Annotated in this window: 13 protein-coding genes and 1 pseudogene; 5 read left to right on the forward strand and 9 right to left on the reverse strand. The window is 34.0% G+C overall.

Features of this window, described 5'->3' with window-relative positions:
- Positions 1 to 169 precede the first annotated feature (169 nt).
- A complete protein-coding gene (locus BU804_RS03425; RefSeq protein ID WP_075882980.1) occupies positions 170 to 787 on the forward strand; it encodes a superoxide dismutase family protein in 618 nt (205 codons plus the stop codon).
- Positions 788 to 854: 67 nt separating this feature from the next.
- Here the strand turns inward: BU804_RS03425 and miaB are convergent, their stop codons facing one another.
- The gene (gene miaB, locus BU804_RS03430) at positions 855 to 2,207 is read right to left on the reverse strand and encodes a tRNA (N6-isopentenyl adenosine(37)-C2)-methylthiotransferase MiaB (protein ID WP_193427186.1); all 1,353 of its coding nucleotides are present in this window, start codon (positions 2,205 to 2,207) and stop codon (positions 855 to 857) included.
- 489 nt (positions 2,208 to 2,696) lie between these two features.
- Between miaB and rplM the strand changes: the two genes are divergently transcribed.
- Both rplM and rpsI read left to right on the forward strand, forming a co-directional pair.
- Complete coding sequence (gene rplM / locus BU804_RS03435) at positions 2,697 to 3,128, forward strand: 50S ribosomal protein L13 (protein ID WP_011176302.1); 432 nt, start codon at positions 2,697 to 2,699, stop codon at positions 3,126 to 3,128.
- Between the two features lie 17 nt (positions 3,129 to 3,145).
- On the forward strand, positions 3,146 to 3,535 hold the full coding sequence (gene rpsI, locus BU804_RS03440; RefSeq protein ID WP_075882981.1) for a 30S ribosomal protein S9: 390 nt from the start codon (positions 3,146 to 3,148) through the stop codon (positions 3,533 to 3,535).
- Positions 3,536 to 3,797: 262 nt separating this feature from the next.
- Here the strand turns inward: rpsI and BU804_RS03445 are convergent, their stop codons facing one another.
- The 7 genes from BU804_RS03445 to BU804_RS03475 form a co-directional block, all read right to left on the reverse strand.
- Positions 3,798 to 4,367 (reverse strand): YqgE/AlgH family protein, encoded by a 570-nt coding sequence (locus BU804_RS03445; protein WP_075882982.1) that lies wholly within the window; start codon positions 4,365 to 4,367, stop codon positions 3,798 to 3,800.
- Between the two features lie 19 nt (positions 4,368 to 4,386).
- Positions 4,387 to 5,616: an MlaD family protein gene (locus BU804_RS03450; RefSeq protein ID WP_075882983.1), complete on the reverse strand. Its 1,230-nt coding sequence runs from the start codon at positions 5,614 to 5,616 to the stop codon at positions 4,387 to 4,389.
- A gap of 5 nt (positions 5,617 to 5,621) precedes the next feature.
- A complete protein-coding gene (locus BU804_RS03455) occupies positions 5,622 to 6,398 on the reverse strand; it encodes an ABC transporter ATP-binding protein (protein WP_075882984.1) in 777 nt (258 codons plus the stop codon).
- Positions 6,399 to 6,449: 51 nt separating this feature from the next.
- Positions 6,450 to 7,172 (reverse strand): MlaE family ABC transporter permease, encoded by a 723-nt coding sequence (locus BU804_RS03460; protein WP_079988581.1) that lies wholly within the window; start codon positions 7,170 to 7,172, stop codon positions 6,450 to 6,452.
- Between the two features lie 416 nt (positions 7,173 to 7,588).
- Positions 7,589 to 7,969 (reverse strand): hypothetical protein, encoded by a 381-nt coding sequence (locus BU804_RS03465; RefSeq protein ID WP_075882986.1) that lies wholly within the window; start codon positions 7,967 to 7,969, stop codon positions 7,589 to 7,591.
- 281 nt (positions 7,970 to 8,250) lie between these two features.
- Positions 8,251 to 12,036, reverse strand: coding sequence for a translocation/assembly module TamB domain-containing protein (locus BU804_RS03470; protein ID WP_158025007.1), 3,786 nt, complete (start codon positions 12,034 to 12,036; stop codon positions 8,251 to 8,253).
- 92 nt (positions 12,037 to 12,128) lie between these two features.
- Positions 12,129 to 14,027 (reverse strand): autotransporter assembly complex protein TamA, encoded by a 1,899-nt coding sequence (locus BU804_RS03475; protein WP_075882988.1) that lies wholly within the window; start codon positions 14,025 to 14,027, stop codon positions 12,129 to 12,131.
- Positions 14,028 to 14,241: 214 nt separating this feature from the next.
- Here BU804_RS03475 and hemL point away from each other — a divergent pair, with 214 nt between their 5' ends.
- Positions 14,242 to 15,540: a glutamate-1-semialdehyde 2,1-aminomutase gene (gene hemL / locus BU804_RS03480; RefSeq protein WP_075882989.1), complete on the forward strand. Its 1,299-nt coding sequence runs from the start codon at positions 14,242 to 14,244 to the stop codon at positions 15,538 to 15,540.
- Between the two features lie 313 nt (positions 15,541 to 15,853).
- Here hemL and BU804_RS11175 read toward each other — a convergent pair.
- Positions 15,854 to 16,568 (reverse strand): annotated as a pseudogene (locus BU804_RS11175) (IS1 family transposase).
- A 213-nt stretch (positions 16,569 to 16,781) separates the two neighbouring features.
- On the opposite strand from BU804_RS11175, the gene BU804_RS03490 reads away from it, so the two are divergent.
- Positions 16,782 to 17,502, forward strand: a 721-nt coding sequence (locus BU804_RS03490; RefSeq protein WP_075882990.1) for a hypothetical protein, incomplete at its 3' end; no start/stop codon positions are given.

The raw sequence follows: 17,502 nt of genomic DNA on the forward strand, positions 1-17,502 counted from the left end.
AGGTTAATTTTTTATTTGCTTTAGAAATCCTCTAAAGTTTATGCATAAAGCTGATAAAAATGAGATTTTGAAGAATCAAATGTTTATTTAAAATTGGTTTTGCTTAAGGGATAAACTTCAATACTTATCCATACATGTATTAAAAAGTTTTTACCAAGGAAAGGTGTATATGTCTAAACAATCATTTCATCATGCTTTACGATTTTCAAAGTTTTTTGCAGCAGCTTTACTAGTCATAACAGCCGCAAGTTGCGCATGTAAAGATTCTCATGCTCATACACGACAAAATAACAATAAGAATAACGAAGTGGCAGATGCTGGTGTAATTCAGATTCGTCAAATTAAAAAAGCTAAAGCTGTTGTACGTGGAGTTAATGATAACAAAGTCAGAGGGACAGTGACATTTACAAAAGTTAGTGGAGGAGTCAAAATTATTGCAGATGTAGTGGGATTAACGCCAGGTAAACATGGTTTTCACATCCATGAATTTGGCGATTGTGGAAAAAATGGTGAAGCAGCTGGTGCTCATTTTAATCCCATGAATCAAAAACATGGCGGTCCTGATAGTCTGGAAAGGCATGTGGGAGATTTTGGTAATTTAGAAGCTGATAGCCATGGACATGCTCATTATGAAAGAGTAGATAAGTTTATCGAACTAGATGGTAAAAATTCCATTATTGGTCGCTCGATTATGATTCATGCTGATGAAGATGATTTTAAAACTCAACCAAGTGGTGCTTCTGGAGCTAGAATTGGTTGCGGAACAATTGAAATCGAAAATGAATAACCATTAAAGCTGATTTAAAAAAGTAGGTGATTCGTATTTATATCACCTACTTTTTTAAATCAATCAGTTACTGTAAATCACCTAACAAAGTTTGATGGCTATAGCCATGAATTTTAACTTGCTGCATTGTTCCAATCAACTCATCTCCACCTGTAAACAAAACGTTTTTCCAGCAACGCGTGCGACCTTTGACAAGGCGATCATCTTTAAAGTTTCGTCTTTCTACAAGAACTTCTACTATTTGCCCTAAAAACGCCTGTCTATGTTTCATATAAATAGTATCTTGGAGTTGTAAAAGCCTTTGCAAACGATCTTGCTTGACTTCTTCAGGGACATCATCACGCCATCGCATGGCTGGAGTTCCTTTCCTTGGACTATATGAAAACAAGAAAGCAACGGAGTATTCGATTTCTTTGAGTAAACGGTAAGTTTCTTGAAATTCTTCTTCCGTTTCGGTTGGGAAGCCAACAATAATATCCGTTCCAAGTGCAACATTGGGAACAATTTCTTTAAGCATTTGAACTTTTTCTAAATATTGTTCAACGGTATAAATGCGATGCATTTTTTTTAGGACGCGATTAGAACCAGCTTGTAATGGAAAGTGAACAAATTCGCATAGCGTTTTAAGATCTCGAATAGCTTCCATGAGTTCTTTCGAAATATCAACAGGGTGGCTTGTCATAAATCTGACTCTTTCTAAGCCTGGAATTTTATCTAATTGATAAAGCAAATCATGAAAAAGGCATTTCCATTCAAGCTTGTCTTTTCCGTAGCTATTGACATTTTGTCCAAGTAAAGTTATTTCTTTATAGCCTTGATTGACAAGGTGACGACACTCTTCTAAAATATTTTCAGGAGCTCGAGAAACTTCTGAACCTCTTGTATACGGAACAACGCAATAAGTACAAAATTTATCACATCCACGGATAATTGAAACGTAAGCTTTAATTTGATCTTCCCTTTTTGCATTCAAGTAATCGAGTTCGAACTCAAAATGATCATCTGTTCGAATAGATTGTTTACCTGAAGCTAAAACTTCATCAAGTACATGGTTTAAATCATGGATATTGTTAGTACCAAGAACAAAGTCAATGTGAGGAAGTTTTTGGAATAGGGAGTCTTTTTTAGCATTAGCCATGCATCCGGTTACGCCAATAATTGCTTGACTTTGTTTAGTTAATCCTAATTTTCCTAATTTACCCATGACTTTTCTTTCTGCGAGATCTCTGATAGAGCAAGTGTTAAAAATCAAAAGATCGGCGTCATTTTCATCATGACTACGAATCAGCCCTCGATTTTCTAATTGGCCAATCATAATTTCTGAATCGAGTTCATTCATTTGACAGCCATAAGTTTTGACAAAAAACTTTTTTAAAGATCGCATAATTATGTGTTGGGTTAAAAGATTAAAGCTGAACATTTAAAGGCTTTTGAATCGAGCCAACTCCGCTATTTCAAAAAAGCCAGCCAAAAAAATTCGCAGAGAGAGAGGATTTTAATGATAAAAGATCTTTATTTCAACCCGAAAAGATCTTTATAATTGCGTTTATTTTAATATTCTCTTTGAATGAGAAAATTTAATTCGTTAATTAGGAAAATTTTGAAAATATTTTTTTTGATTTAACAAAGTTTACTTGAGTTATTTGAATTGTTTTTTATTTTTTTTATGCTCTATAAATTTTATGCCAAATAAAATAAACCTCCCTAGTTTTATTTCGGAGTGGATCTGTTTTTTTACAGGAAATTAAAACTTCGATTGCAAGAGATAAAATTAAAAAATGCTTGGCAAAATAGGTGTAAATAAGTATGATTACGGCTTATATTATTTAAATAATCAGGTTTACGACTTACCCGTTAACCTGAGCTCTTTTTTGCAAAAGAGTGAAAATTATGCATAAGGTTCGAAAACATGCAAAAGACGTTTACTCCGAATAAAAATGAAATAAAACTTAAGTGGTTTGTTTTAGATGCAACCGGAAAGACTTTAGGTCGCTTGACATCTGAGATTGCAAAAATTCTTCGTGGAAAGCATAAACCTACTTACACAACTTATATGGATTGTGGAGATGGTGTTATTGTGGTCAACGCTGATAAAGTAGAAGTCACGGGTTCTAAAGAAGCTCAAAAAATTTATCATTATTATACAGGTTCTATGAGCGGTTTGAGAGAAATCCCTTACCGTACAATGAAAGCTCGTAAACCTGAATATATCATTGAGCATGCCGTTAAAGGAATGATGCCTAAGACGCGCTTGGCAAGACAACAAATTAAAAAATTGCGTGTATTTGCCGGAAAAGAGCATGATTTAGCTGCTCAACAACCAATCCACGTTAACATTTAAGAAGAAGTAAGAGGATTATGTTAGAAGAAACAGTAGCAACTGGACGACGAAAAACAGCTGTTGCGTCCGTTAGACTTAGAAGTGGAAATGGCAAAATTGATATTAATGGAAGATCCCTTGAAGAGTATTTCCCACTAGAAATTCAAAGAAGAACCGTATTTGCTCCTTTCGAAAATCTCGGCGGTAATAATCGTTATGATATGGTTATTCGTGTGAAAGGCGGTGGTGTTGAAGCTCAAGCTGTAGCTATTCGTTTAGGATTAGCTAGAGCTCTAGTTGAAAATGATGAAAATTTACGTCATGAGTTCAAAAGTCATGGTTATTTGACCCGAGATTCACGTAAGAAAGAACGCAAAAAATATGGCCGTGCTGGAGCTCGTAAACGATTCCAATTCTCTAAACGTTAATATTTTCTTGCTAAATTCCAAGATCAAGCACAAATTTGCTTTGTGCTTGATCTTACCTATTGCTGAATAAAATTTTTAATCCACCTAGATTTTTTCAAAAGATTACTAAAAAACTTTAAAATTCTTTTCTTTTAATAATTTTTGACGATTTAAAAGTTATCGTTGGCAGTCTGAAACGAGAAAACTCTCATAGATGAAATCTTAATCGCTATATTTTAGAGATTAGGAAAAATTTTGATAGATTGATTTATTTCTTCAAATTTTAATTTAAAGATAAGTCCTCAGGAATCATTGATAGGGTAGCATATTTGCCTCCCATTTCACGTAAAAGATGTTGCCATAGTTTATCAGGTGAAATATAAAAAACATGTCTTAATTCTGCTGGATGTAAAAACCAGTGCCCATCCAAGAATTCTCTTTCTAACTGACCTGCTCCCCAGCCTGAATAACCAAAACATAAGTGAATATGAGGTCCATTTTGATCTGTAATTGCATCTTGTAAAAATTGTAGGTCTCCTCCAAGATAAACACCTTCCGTAACCATCAAGGTTTGTTGCTGAATTTGACTAGAGGTATGAAGAAGCATCATTTGGTTAGTTTGAACCGGTCCTCCCGATCGAATACTGATATAAGGATTGATTAAGTGTTCAGAATTTACAATTTCTTCAGGGAGTTCTAAGTCTAAGCTCTTATTAATCAATAAGCCAAAAGATCCGTTGGCATTATGCTCACAAATTAAAATGACACCACGAAAGAAAAAACCTGAATCAATATCAGGAGTGGCAATTAAAAAAGTTCCTTTCTGGATTTGAGAATAAGGCATGTTTTCCATCCGATTAACTCCTTAAAATCTACTCTTGGTCGATGACTTGTTCATTATACATCTTTAATGCGTTTTCCATTTCCCCCACACGCTTAATAAGGTCCGCAAACCGGCAGGTGAATTCCGGGGTATTCAATAATGAATAGGGATAACACTCTGCTTCGTTTAATACCATAGAAATACTAGAAAGAGAAGATAAAATTTGATTGATTTCGTCATTGAAATAATTAGAAAATTTGTTTGAATCAGATAATTTATGTAATAATTTCATTCGTTGCGCTTGAAGACGTTGCCACCGTTTGTTGTGTTGAAATAGAATTCCATACTGCTTAATGTCGCTAAAAATGTTCTCACCTTTATTTAAAATAGATTTAACTCGTAAATATAAATCATCTGCTACGAATAGCTTACCTAAAGTACCTTTTCCTTGCGCCATATTTGCAACCAAAAGTTGTGTTTGATTCGTCATTTTTTGCAAATTGACTGAAGCTAAATTGAATTCTTTTAAAGTATTTTCAACAGACACCCAGGAAATATTAGCTTTCTCACTGAGTTGATACAAATTTTGACAGGCTGCATCTAACGTCTTCCACGATTGCTGGGTTCGTTCAGATAAATTAACAAAGTTAGTAAGCATACGGCTTAATTTTTCTGGTTGATTTATAACCTGAGTAATTTCCCCTATATTTTTTAACGTTTGAGCAATTCCTTCAATGACTTTTTCATTTTTCAAAATTGTAAAAGTGTCATGGAAGTCTTCCAATACAATTTTGAGTTGCGTGGAAATTTGATCAAATTGTTTTAATGTTTCTTCAACAGATCCAGAAGGAGAAGCATAGAGAATTTGGTTTTCGACATCAATGAGTGTCCCACCTGATTTAAGGGGTTGAGGGTCGATTTCAATATTTTTTTCACCCAATAAACCGGAAGTGCGAATAGAAATTTCATCTGAATTATAGACACTCACGCTAGAATCCACTTTCAAAGTTAGTTGATAGATATAAACGTCACCTTGATGGTTGACTCGACCGATTCTTGCATCAGGTATTTCTTCAATTGAAACAACTTCTCCGACAGGTTTACCGGCAAATGTAACACGCGAGCCAACATTAACTTTATCAATATTGGTAAAGCGAACTCGTAATGTTTTTGCATTATCTCCGACAGAAGGATGAAGAAAAAGAAGTAGGAAGACAATAATGGCAAGAGCGAGAAGAACGAAGATTCCTATTAGAATATTTTTTACCGATGCTGCCATAGTAATTATGAATCTCCCGACTGTTTTGGCTTATAAAATTTTTTTTTATCAATGAACGCATTATTGAAAAAATCATTAAGGAGCGGATCATCGATTTTAAAAAAATCATTTTTTGGAGCTATTTGAGCAATTTTTCCATCATTGTGGAAAGCAAGGCGATCTCCGACTTCCAACGCTGAACGAATATCATGGGTAACAACAATACTTGTTGCATTAAGCTCTGCTTTTGTTTGATTAATAAGTTCGCTAATCTGCATAGAGGTAATGGGATCCAGGCCTGTTGTAGGCTCATCATATAAGATGATTTGAGGTCGATAAACAATTAAGCGAGCAAGAGCCGCTCTTTTACGCATTCCTCCTGAAAGTTCGGAAGGCATTTTTTTTTGAGTACCTTCTAAACCGACCATTTTTAAAGATTCTGCAACGCGTTCGAGAATTTCAAACTCAGAATAAGCAGATTCAGGATGCTGTCTTAAATAGAAGGCCGTATTTTCACCGACATTCATTGAATCAAATAGAGCGGCTCCTTGAAAAAGCATCCCCATCGGTTTGATTTTCGTTTGATAAGCACGAGTATTTAAATTTGTTACTTTTTCGCCTTCTATTTCTACAAATCCTTCATCAGGGGTTTCAAGACCGATAATTTGTTTAAGTAAAACACTCTTTCCAACGCCGGATCGACCTAAAATAACAAGGGTTTCTCCTTCATTCACAATCAAATCAAGGCCTTTTAGGACTTGCAATTTGCCATAACTTTTCCAAATTTTCTGAACCCGAATCATGATTGGTGCATCACTATATGTTTAAGCAAAGTTAACGTTTGGTATTATCTCTTAAAACCATTTTGTCAAAAACTCATTAATGAAGTTAAAGGAAGAATTTAGGCTAAGAGTTAAGATGAAGTTTATAATGAGAATGACAGAATAGCAAATGACAACGCTATTGGTTGTTGAACGTCCCACTCCTGCAGCTCCACCCCGGGTTTTCATACCTTTATAACAAGAAATTGTTACAATGATAATCCCAAATACAAAGGCTTTAACCATGCCACTAATAAAATCAAACGTGTTGATATGAAGAGGTAAAGGATCAATAAAAGAGCTTGCTGGCATTTTATAAAAATAAACAGCAATAAGATATCCTCCAAAAATCCCCATAATAGCGCTAAACACTGTTAGTAATGGCATCATTATCATTCCCGCAAGAAAACGAGGCGCGACTAGATATCCAAGTGGATTAACAGACATGGTACGCATTGCATCTATCTGCTCTGTGACCCTCATGGTTCCTAATTCTGCACACATGGCAGCTCCTACTCTTCCAGTAACCATGAAAGCCGTTAAAACAGGTCCCAGTTCAACTAACATAGCCTTAGCCACCATTAAACCCGTTGCGCTTGCTAAGCCTTTGTCGGAAAGTTGAAAAAAAGATTGAGCAGCAAGAACCATTCCTGTCGAAAAACCTGTAATCGCAACAACGGGAAGTGACATGACCCCAATATCAAAAAGCTGATCTCTGATAAGAATCCAAGTCGGAGGTCGCCGTAAAGAAACCATTATCACGTTAGTAATTAGAAGAATATAATCTCCAAACGAAGATAAGATATTGAAGAAAATAGAATTCATTAAAATACGCGATAAAAATGATAAAAAGAAAAAATAGTTAGGGGATCAAAGATGTGGCTAGATAGATTTGAATTGATTCGTTTTGCCATTTTTTTCCAAATTTTTTAGATCAGAAATATTTTTTAAACTTTCAAAGAAACGTTGTTAAAAATAGAGCTTTCTCAAATGAAGTGTAAAAGGGATTGAATTCTGTAAAAATAATATAAAACCGGATATTAGGAAATGACAAAATTAGAGTCAAGATAAGGTCCCTATTTGACCAGATTTAACCATTATTATTAGCCGTAAAAGTGAAGAAGAAATTGAAAAGCCCTCTACTTTAGAAGCAGAAGGCATAGAAAATTTCATTAAGTTAAAACAGAATTTCTATCCTTACCACCAGTAAAATGGAGAATATCAAAAAATATTTCTGTCAAAATTAACGGAGCAGCCACCATTAAAACAGCTTTTGAGTTTACCGTTTGTTTAGTGATTAAATGTTGGGCAACAAAGCTTATTGTGACTCCCAATGCTGTTGCAATATAAGTAGAAATAACATTGTTAAACATTTTTTTCGTAACAGCACTAACTAAAGAAGCCAAAGAAGCCACTAAAGTTAAGTGTGGAAAAGAAACTGAATAGTGATTAAGTTTTCCTGAAATTGCATTTATTGCAGTCACTGCTGAGGTTTGTAAAATTGGTCGTAATAGGTTGATATTTAGAAAATCTGGTTCGGCATTTATTGCCATAAACAACTCCTATAAGTTTAGAATTCAGCCAATCTTTTATTTGATTGAACTAATTTTGGGGTTAACAACCGATTCGCGCTTCCGACTGGTTTCGCGATTGCATCAAAAGATTGGTTAAAAATAATGGTGATGCAGTTGCAGTAGAATAGAAAGCTAATTGCTTTTTGTCAATAGACCACTTTTTTATTTGGATGAATAATGATTATGAGAAGTTTTATTTTTTCAAAAAATAAAAAGGCTTTGGAGTTTTAAGAAGATAACTGAACATTCCAACTTAGAAGTTAATAATCATTTTTCCATTTTAATGAGATTTTACCTTGGTTGGCAGTACCAAGCTCTACTTCAGCTTGAGCTTTTAAATTTTTATGAACATTAGCTTCAATTGCTAGCCGATTCCCTATATCACTAATACTTTTGTTAATAGAGACAAAAACCCCTTCTGTAATGTATTTTCCAATTTGAAGAGAAAGGTCTTTGTTATTATTATCGTTGGCAGAAATATCTAAACGATCAATCCCAATATTATTTCGAATTTTGGTTAAAAAATCATCACTACTTGAATTTTGTTCGCTAGCATTTAAAGATATGAAAGATTGACTTAATTGATCCCCTTGATCAGGAGTAATGTCGGCAATTCCTCTATTGAAGAGAATGTAAGAAAGAACTTCTCGTTGTGAAAGAGGAGGATTTGATCGAAAACTAACGACTAATTTATCTGCAGCTCCTTTGACGATGATATCTGCACGAATTCGATCAATTTCTTTGCTTGCGACGACATAAATACTCGTTTTTTTTCCAGGAGATCCTGCGAAATGAATATTTCCTTGCGAAAGATTAAAGGTTTTTCCGTTGAAATCATATTGACCATTGATGACGCTTAAATCCCCATTCAAAAGGGGGTTATTTGCTGTTCCTGTAATTGTAATAGCACCCTTCCATTCGGATGAAAGATTATTTCCTTCAATAGAGACATTGCCAGGGATTTGGAGTTTGATATCAAATGCTAAGGGAGAAGAATTAGAAACTTCTGAAGAGCGTTTAGACTTATGATCAGGATTTTGATTAATAAAGATGACTGCTACAGACTTAATTTGCTTAGGTAAAGCTTCTTCCATATGAATCACAGCATTATCCACTGTTAAATCACCTCGAAGTTTAGACTTCTTTAGATTTCCTACAAGTTGCAAGGATCCGCTAGCTTCTATATCAGCATAATCGGATTCCATAATTGCAATTTGTTTAGGCTCTAGTTTAATATCGAAGGGGAAATGCTGCTTTTTATCCAAACTAATTTTCCCCTTAGCAGTAATAGAACCATGTTTACTATTTTCTGCAGAAAAATGTTTGATAACAACAACGGAACCATCACCTTCTAAAATTGCTTGTATATTGTGATAAATACTTCCAGATTTTAAAATCTCATAGGCACCGTCGGTAAGTTTAATTGAGCCTTTGATTTGAGGGTTATCTATTTGTCCACTTAGATTAATGGCAATTTTCACCTGCCCTGTCAAATTACTTGTGTCATTATAAAATAAGTGCATATAAGGACCAATTTCTCCTCGGGCTTCGAGAGTTACAGAAAAGGGGTTATCTTTTTGTATTACCATGGAGATTGGAGATAAACTAAAAGCAATAGGCAGTGTTCCTTGTGCGTGAACAGGAGAACTACCAATTCCATTTAAAGTGCTTTTTAAATTGATTCCCGAACCATTAAGGTCCAATTGTATATTTCCTTGCACTAAAGGATTTTGGGCAAAAATTTCTTCGGTAATTTGCATATTCCTTAAATAAATAAGCAGACTTCCTTCGGGTTGATCAATTGTTCCACCTAAATGTCCTTCAAAGGAGGCTTTCCCTGTAATAGGTAAATCGGGATAAAAATATTTAATAAGTGTGGTGGAAATATCATTTGTTCGGAAGTCGAAAATAATCTCTTTATTAATCTTTTGAAATTGAGCCTCAATCTCCGCCTTACCAAAAGAAAATTTTAAATCTGCTAAAGAAACATTTCCTTTTTGGTATGAAATCCATAAAGGATTTTGAAGTTTTAAAGGTTGGGTACCGTAGATCCCTTCAAGTTTTTCTAAAGCACAGTTTAATCCGTTTTGAAATGACCAAAAGCCATTTGCTTCAGCATTCCACTCGACTTGGCTGTTTCCTTGCACATATATTTGAAAAGGATTCTTTTTTTCAAGTGAATTTAAAGTAGTTATTGCATTTAAATGATTAAACGTAGTTGCTTCTGTTTGAATGCGTTCTAAAGAAACGTTTACCTCTCCTTGAGGATTTGTGAATGGATCTTTTAAGAAAAAATAAATTTGGCCAGATTGTGCTTCGCCCCTTATAGATGAGATTTTATCTAAATGTATTTGAGTAGATAGATCAAAAACAGAGTAGGTATCCACATTGATGTTTTGAGTAGTATTTACAGAAATATTTGATATTGAGTAATCAGTAGATTGTAATTTCTCAGCTTCAATTTCCGATTGAAGAACATAAAAATTTTGTTTTTCAAGAGAAGGATAAAATTTTGCTTGGTAGCTTAATTCATCAATTTGATGATCATTCATATCTAATTGATATCCATTAAGCTTTGCATCGATAGCTTGTTGTTTATTATCATTAATATCGAGGGCTGGTTTAAGTTTAATCTGAGCCAGACCATTTCCCTTCATAGACGGCAAGTTAAAAAAATTAGAGAAATTTTCTAAATTTGTAAAATGAATATCGAGATGCCCTTCTGTGATCAAATTCAGTAAATTTAGTGTTAAATCTCCTTCTGCAAATGAATCTAAAGCTTTGACACTCAAGTCAGAAAGAGTGAGTAATTGATCATCAATAGAAAAATTGGAATTTAAATTACAATTTTGATTAAGATGTTCAAATTCGAGCCCAATCCTTCCAATCATATGTCGATTTTCTAAATGAGTTTTTGAAGATATGTGAACATTTTTAAAGGAATAATTTTCTAATTTTACCTCTGGGCTTGACCCTTCAAAAATAATTTGAGGCTTATTTCTTGAACCTAAAATGCTTCCTTCAAAAGTTAGCAATCCTTTAATGTTCTTATTAGATAAAAAAGAGAATTTTTCTAAATCTAAGATAGTTCCGTTGAAAAGGCTTTCTCTAATATAAAAATTTTTATCTATCGCCGCTTGTCCATTAAAAATGAAAGTTTGGCTATTCAATTGGATTTCTGATAGCAACAAGAGGTGATTTTTCTTGAAAGAAAACTTCCCTTCTAATTGCAGCTCTTTTCCTAATAAATTTTTATAAAACGAATCTGTTTCAGGTAGTAAAGCGATGATTTGATAAGAGCCGTTAATTTTATTTCCTTGCTGTTTGGGATTTTGAATGGTTTTTTGCCAATCATTGAGGGAAGCCATAAAATTGATTTTCATGTCTAAAGGAATGACTTCGTTGGACAACTGGAGAGGATAAGTAAAATGATCGTAATTAAAATTAGATGTGAGATGATTGTTATCAATATCAAGGTTGACTACTAGTGGAAGGGGTAAATAATTATTGTTAGTAATTTCGAGAATAGCGTGAGTAGAAAATAAATTCTTGAAGGGATTATTTTTTAACATACCTTTGATAGAGAATTTAAGATCATCAGCTTGTTCAATAATGTTAGCTGAAAGATTGAGTTGTTTAAAAACAGTAGGTGCTATTGAAATGCTACGTAAATCAATATTTTCAACTTTTACATATAATGGAAAAGGAAAGGTTTTAAAGTTGACTTCAGACGAACTATTTTCGTTTTTAGGCGATTCGTAAATATCTAATAAATTTTGTAGAAGAATATTTTCGGCCTTTAAAAAGGAAATCACAAACTTGCCTTTTAACAGTTGCCAATATTCACAAGCAATGTTGAATTTTTCTATAGATAAAATAGGCTGTGCTTGACGGGAGATTGAAAGGCCTTCAACGTGTAAATGAAAGGGGAATGTATATTCAAATATTTCTGTTTGAATGGTTGTCTCAGTTTGCTTTTCAAGATAAGCAAGACCTTTCTCTACCACCCATTTTTGCCCTTGTCGTGTAGAAAATAAGGCAATCAAGACTATCCAAATAAATATTAAAGTTGTAAGCAATGTTAAAAAGACTTTAACAAGAGATTTTAATAGTTTCATAATATTCAACGTGTTTATTATTAAAATGATTGGCCAATACTAAAATAGACTTCAAAAGCATTATCGATATGTTTTCTTCTGTTGACGGGCACAGCAAAATCCAGACGCAAAGGACCAATAGGTGTATAATAGCGAATTCCTAATCCAATCGATTGTAAAAATTTTTTTCGGAAATTGGGGTAATAATTTTGAAAAACATTTCCTATTTCGTAAAAGGTAACAAGGCCAAAATTTTTCGTGAGTTTACTTCGTAATTCTAATGAGTAAATGAATAAAGAGCGTCCACCTAAGGGTTTATGCTCTCTTCCAATTGGACTAACAGTTAAATAGCGATAACCTCTTAAAGCATTTTCAGCACCGGCATAAAAACGTTCTGGAGGAGGGATATCATGTTTACTCGCTCCTAAAATAGTTCCAAACATTAATTTTACAGCAAAAACATGCTTTTTATTTTTTGTAAGAGCTTGGTAGAGAGAAGTTGTTAATGAATTAATTGAATAGGCAAAAAAAGGAGAAATAAACTGCACCGATGGAATGATTCTAAGTTGGACGGCAGCTCCTTTTGTCGGATCTAATAGACTATCTACATTTGCCCATTGTAGCTGAAGCGGAATTTTAAATAAATCGAAGGTCCCGTTACGTTCAGATCTTTCGCTGCGCAAAAGTTTATACATTAAACCATAGGAGACGCGTAGTTGATCTGAAAGCTTCCTTTCAATAGTTGCTGAGACTGAAAGTGCTTTTTCGGTAAAAGCTTTTGTCCTTTCATGATTATAGTCTAAGAGCCAGACTAAGTTTTGATTTTGCCTTCGATAATCAGGAATCAAGTAAGAAATTCTAGCATCTTGTAATTTTTCCCATAAATCTGTTCGAAAGCTCACTTTCTGTCCTTCTCCAGCAATATTGCGATCCTCCCATTCGGCCGTAATTCCAGGTCCAAATTGGGTGGTATAATTTACCCCAAAACCCATACTTCTTTGTTTTGCTTCTAAAACATTTATTTCAAGGGGAAGTAAATTTCCTTGAACAGGTTCTTGTGCTGGGCTAATATTAATTGAACTAAATAATCCAGAAAGTTCAAGAGCTTCTTGAGTTTTTTCTAATTTTTTAGGGTTGTAAAGTTCTCCTTGATTCCAGTGCAATTTCTTATAAAAAAAGCTTTTTTTTACGCGATCGCAACCATTAATTTTGATAGGGCCAAAGTAAGTTAGAGGCCCAATTTCTACTTCTAATAGGACAACGACAACATCTTTTTTCAGATCAGCAAAAACATCTCTTTTTCTGATTTTTGCGAAAGCATAGCCTTGAAGGTTAAGCTTATCTAATAATATATCTTCTGCCGTTAAAATCACTTCAGGAAGGGCACGTTCTCCTAAAGTTACTTTTAGTTCACATAATGACGGGAAAGAGGTAAGTGCTGAATCTAACTCTTCTCCCATTTGAAAATAGCGAATAATAAATGCTTCTAAAGGATAAATAGGTCCAGGTATGACCTGAATAGTGACAGAAGATCCATCTTCTGCAACTTGAAAAGAAACTTTTGCCTCGTAATAAGCTAAACTTTGCATGGCTAAAGTTAAGTCAGAAAGATCTGATTCCGCCCGTCTTCTTATTCCTGTTATTGTAGCAGGAGGAGAATTTCTGAGTTTAACGAGTTGTGAAACTGATTCAAGTAAAGAAATAGCTTCTTGATCTTGAATTCCTTCAAAATAAACTTCGTAACAAAAAATTGATGAAAATAAATTTGAAAATAGCGCTGCTAGAATAAAGGTCTTTTTACTATTTTTAAAAGCTAGTTCTTTATTCCAAGAGTTTTTAAATAGGTTGCTTATTCGCTGATCACAATTTTGTTTGAATGGGTGAATAATGCTAAAAATGTCCTTCAAAAATGAGTAGAAAACAATAATGATTTTAAACATTATCATTAATATAGACGAAAGACATAGGTTAATAAAATTAAAAAAAGTTAGCAATTAAGCATCCCTAAATTTCTAAATGATTGAAAAAATTTGTTTTTGGTCTATGAGATAAAACTTCTAGCTTACAATTTTATATGCATAATTCTTGCGATTTTATAAGCTTTGAACAATAAATTAAACCCTGATTTTGTTTTTTAATTCTATGGTAAGTGATATGATTAGCCGTCCCATCAGCCAACAAATTTATTCAAACTTAAATCGAGTCATTCCTGGGGGCGTTAATTCTCCAGTTCGAGCCTGCGCTAATATGGGACAAATTCCGATGATCATCGATCATGCCTATCGCGATACTTTAGTGGATGTAGATGGAAAAACTTACATTGATTATTGTGGGTCTTGGGGAGCTTTAATTCACGGCCATGCGCATCCATCCATTCTTGAAGCTGTGCAACAACGAATGAAAAAAGGAACCAGTTTTGGAATTACCACGTCTATTGAGGGGGAACTTGCTCAAGAAGCCATTAAATTAATTGATTCAGTCGAAAAAATTAGATTTGTTTCGTCGGGAACTGAAGCAACCATGAGTGCGGTTCGCTTAGCGCGTGGATATACCAATAAAGAATTCATTGTAAAATTTAACGGTAATTATCATGGACATGCTGATTTTTTTTTAGTTCAGGCGGGATCCGGTGTTTTAGAAGTTTCTCCCTCAGCCTCATCCGCAGGGATTCCTGCTGATATTGTTAAACAAACACTATGTTTACCTTATAATGATATTGAAGCTTGCCGTCAGATCTTTCATCATTCCGATTATCGACATAAAATAGCAGCTATTATTTTAGAACCTATTGCAGGAAATATGGGAGTTATTCCAGCTTCTCAAGAATTTATGCAGTTCTTGAGGGAAGAAACTTTAGCGATGGGAGCGTTACTGATTTTTGATGAGGTCATGACCGGATTTAGAGTCGCCTTGAAAGGAGCACAAGACATTTACCCTATTGAACCTGATTTAACTTGTTTTGGTAAAATTATAGGAGGCGGATTTCCCGCGGCTGCTTTTGGAGGCCGAGAAGAGATTATGAATCTGTTAGCCCCGTTAGGCTCTGTTTATCAAGCCGGGACACTTTCTGGTAACCCCATAGCAATGGAAGCTGGCTTGCAAAGCTTACGTTTAATTCAACAACCGGGTTTTTACGAAGAATTGCAAAGAAAAACAGATTTACTTTTAAACCCTATTAAAGAAACCATTAAAAAAAACAATTGGCCAATTTGTATTCAACAAGCCGGATCCATGTTTACTTTGTTTTTCTGTAAAAATAGAGTCCGTAACTTAGAAGATGCACTGAAAGCGAACACAACTATTTTTGCAAACTTTTTCAGAAAGCTATTTGATCAAGGCATTTATATCCCTCCTTCTCAGCATGAATCTTGGTTTATTTCTCAAGCTCATGAAGAGTCTAATTTAATCAAAACGCAATCTGCTATTTTGACTTTTTTAGAAGAGAATTTTTAGAAATTAATCATTTAATTCTAATATTGTCATTAAATTGCCAGCCAGGCAATATTTGCGATGAGAGGAATAGAAAAATTTGAAACCATGATTTTCTAGACAAATAATATGAGCGATTTTTCAAAAATAAGCTTATATTACCGAATCTGCCAAAATAGAAAAGCCTTCCATTTAATCGAATGCAAACAACACTAGAATAAAATTCTAAATTTTTAAAATAAATATTAAAATATTTTGATGGGTCAGAGAGGCTGGTCGGAAGTAAAAGCAAAAGACATTTTATTAGACCGAGAAATTTATACCCATTTAGCTAGTGCTAAATAGGTAAGACTCTCAATTGCCTATTGTAACCACAAATAAAGTATTTTATTAATCTAAGGGGATTAATTAGCTTTTTAGAAAATGAAAGTGTTTTCCTTATAAAGCTTGTACACTTTTGTCTTAAGAGTATAATTAAATCTTTTCATGTCGCTTGTCTGATCAGATTGCTTCTAATTGGTTGATGTTAGCTCCAAGGATAAATAAACATTAACCTTAATCAGTGAAATAAAGGGCTTTTTTTAATGATCCAGGTCATTTTGCAAAAAGAAGCACAGCGTTCATCTCGAAGATCCCCTTGCCTAGCAAAAGCACTTGGCGACTTTTTTTATGGAAGACGAGCCATAGCTACGGATCATTTTCCTTATTTCTTACCAAACTCCATCGCTCTTTCCTTAAAGTTTAGCCAATTCCAACTCATCTTTCTCATGACAAGTGACTTGTGCATTTAAGTTCTCCTCAGGTAAATCTTTGATAATGAAATTAATAAAATTGAGCAAATATGGCATTCTTATATCAAAAATTCCATGAAGAGACACCCTTCCTCTAAGAGCTTTTTGACAAGTTCCTTTAACTGTTCGTTAATAATTTTAGCTTCATTGTTTTCGCTCCACTTTTGCTACACTCTAAACAGCAAAAATTTTGCTTTTCCTGTTTTGGATCATCAATCTTCTTTTCTTTACCAAATCTGATCCGCAATGCATGCATTTCATTGCTCTTCTCCGCTTGAATTAGAATAATTAATCTATCTTTAGATAAGTTTATTGAAATAGCTTTACCTATTCAATACTATCTGTGTTTTTATTTTTTTTATTTTAATAATAAACCAAAATTTCAAATGTTTTAATTTTTTAATATAAAATTAATAAATTAGTTTAATAATTAAGAAGGAGATTAAATTAAAATTTATAATAAGGAGGCTGTGTATGAATATACCGACTAGTGGATCAACTCCATCTCTTCAAATAGGAGAACCAGTGCAATCAAGGGAAATGACATCTGAACAACCAAAAGAAAATACTTCAAAATCATCTGAGGATTCTCAACAAAGTATATCTACAGAAATAGGTGATACTAGTGTTTCTATGCAGGCTAATCATAATGCTTCTGTGCTTGGGCATTTAACGTCAACAAAATTACATCGAGAAATAGATCAGCAACAATCTGTTGCTAAAACACAAGAAAGTGAAACAATTTCTGTAAATCCAAATGCACTTAGACTAGCAAGTGCCGAAGAATTTCATCAAGCAATAACAAATGCAAAAGCTGGCAAAACTGTATATATTTATCCTGTTGAAGAGTATGCTGAAATGACAATGTTGCTATCTAATGCTGGATCTTTTGGCGTTGCCATTAAGAAAGATGGAGATATTGTTTCTGTCTTTAAAAGTACTGTTTCAGAAGTGCCTAAAGGTGTCACAGATATTCTAATTCCGGAAGCTTTAAAGAATGGAGGAAAACGTTTGGATTGTTTTAATATGCCAAATCTTCCTTTACCTCTGATGTACTCTAAACACGGGCTTGTTCCGGTTGCTAAAGTTGCATTTGATCCGAAAGAAAAGCCAGAGGGTTGGGAAGAGAAAGATGGAACACCCGATGTTATATTTATGGCTTACAATCCTGCAAAACCCTACCCTACAGACACAA

The organism is Candidatus Protochlamydia sp. W-9 (genome assembly GCF_001950615.1).
In the GTDB taxonomy this organism is placed as follows: domain Bacteria; phylum Chlamydiota; class Chlamydiia; order Chlamydiales; family Parachlamydiaceae; genus Protochlamydia; species Protochlamydia amoebophila.

What these genes read in the sequence shown, in the direction of transcription:
- BU804_RS03425 (WP_075882980.1), top strand. Translation starts at nt 170, where the DNA reads ATGTCTAAACAATCATTTCATCATGCTTTACGATTTTCAAAGTTTTTT.
- miaB (WP_193427186.1), bottom strand. Translation starts at nt 2,207, where the DNA reads ATGTTCAGCTTTAATCTTTTAACCCAACACATAATTATGCGATCTTTA.
- rplM (WP_011176302.1), top strand. Translation starts at nt 2,697, where the DNA reads ATGCAAAAGACGTTTACTCCGAATAAAAATGAAATAAAACTTAAGTGG.
- rpsI (WP_075882981.1), top strand. Translation starts at nt 3,146, where the DNA reads ATGTTAGAAGAAACAGTAGCAACTGGACGACGAAAAACAGCTGTTGCG.
- BU804_RS03445 (WP_075882982.1), bottom strand. Translation starts at nt 4,367, where the DNA reads ATGGAAAACATGCCTTATTCTCAAATCCAGAAAGGAACTTTTTTAATT.
- BU804_RS03450 (WP_075882983.1), bottom strand. Translation starts at nt 5,616, where the DNA reads ATGGCAGCATCGGTAAAAAATATTCTAATAGGAATCTTCGTTCTTCTC.
- BU804_RS03455 (WP_075882984.1), bottom strand. Translation starts at nt 6,398, where the DNA reads ATGATTCGGGTTCAGAAAATTTGGAAAAGTTATGGCAAATTGCAAGTC.
- BU804_RS03460 (WP_079988581.1), bottom strand. Translation starts at nt 7,172, where the DNA reads ATGGTTTCTTTACGGCGACCTCCGACTTGGATTCTTATCAGAGATCAG.
- BU804_RS03465 (WP_075882986.1), bottom strand. Translation starts at nt 7,969, where the DNA reads ATGGCAATAAATGCCGAACCAGATTTTCTAAATATCAACCTATTACGA.
- BU804_RS03475 (WP_075882988.1), bottom strand. Translation starts at nt 14,027, where the DNA reads ATGTTTAAAATCATTATTGTTTTCTACTCATTTTTGAAGGACATTTTT.
- hemL (WP_075882989.1), top strand. Translation starts at nt 14,242, where the DNA reads ATGATTAGCCGTCCCATCAGCCAACAAATTTATTCAAACTTAAATCGA.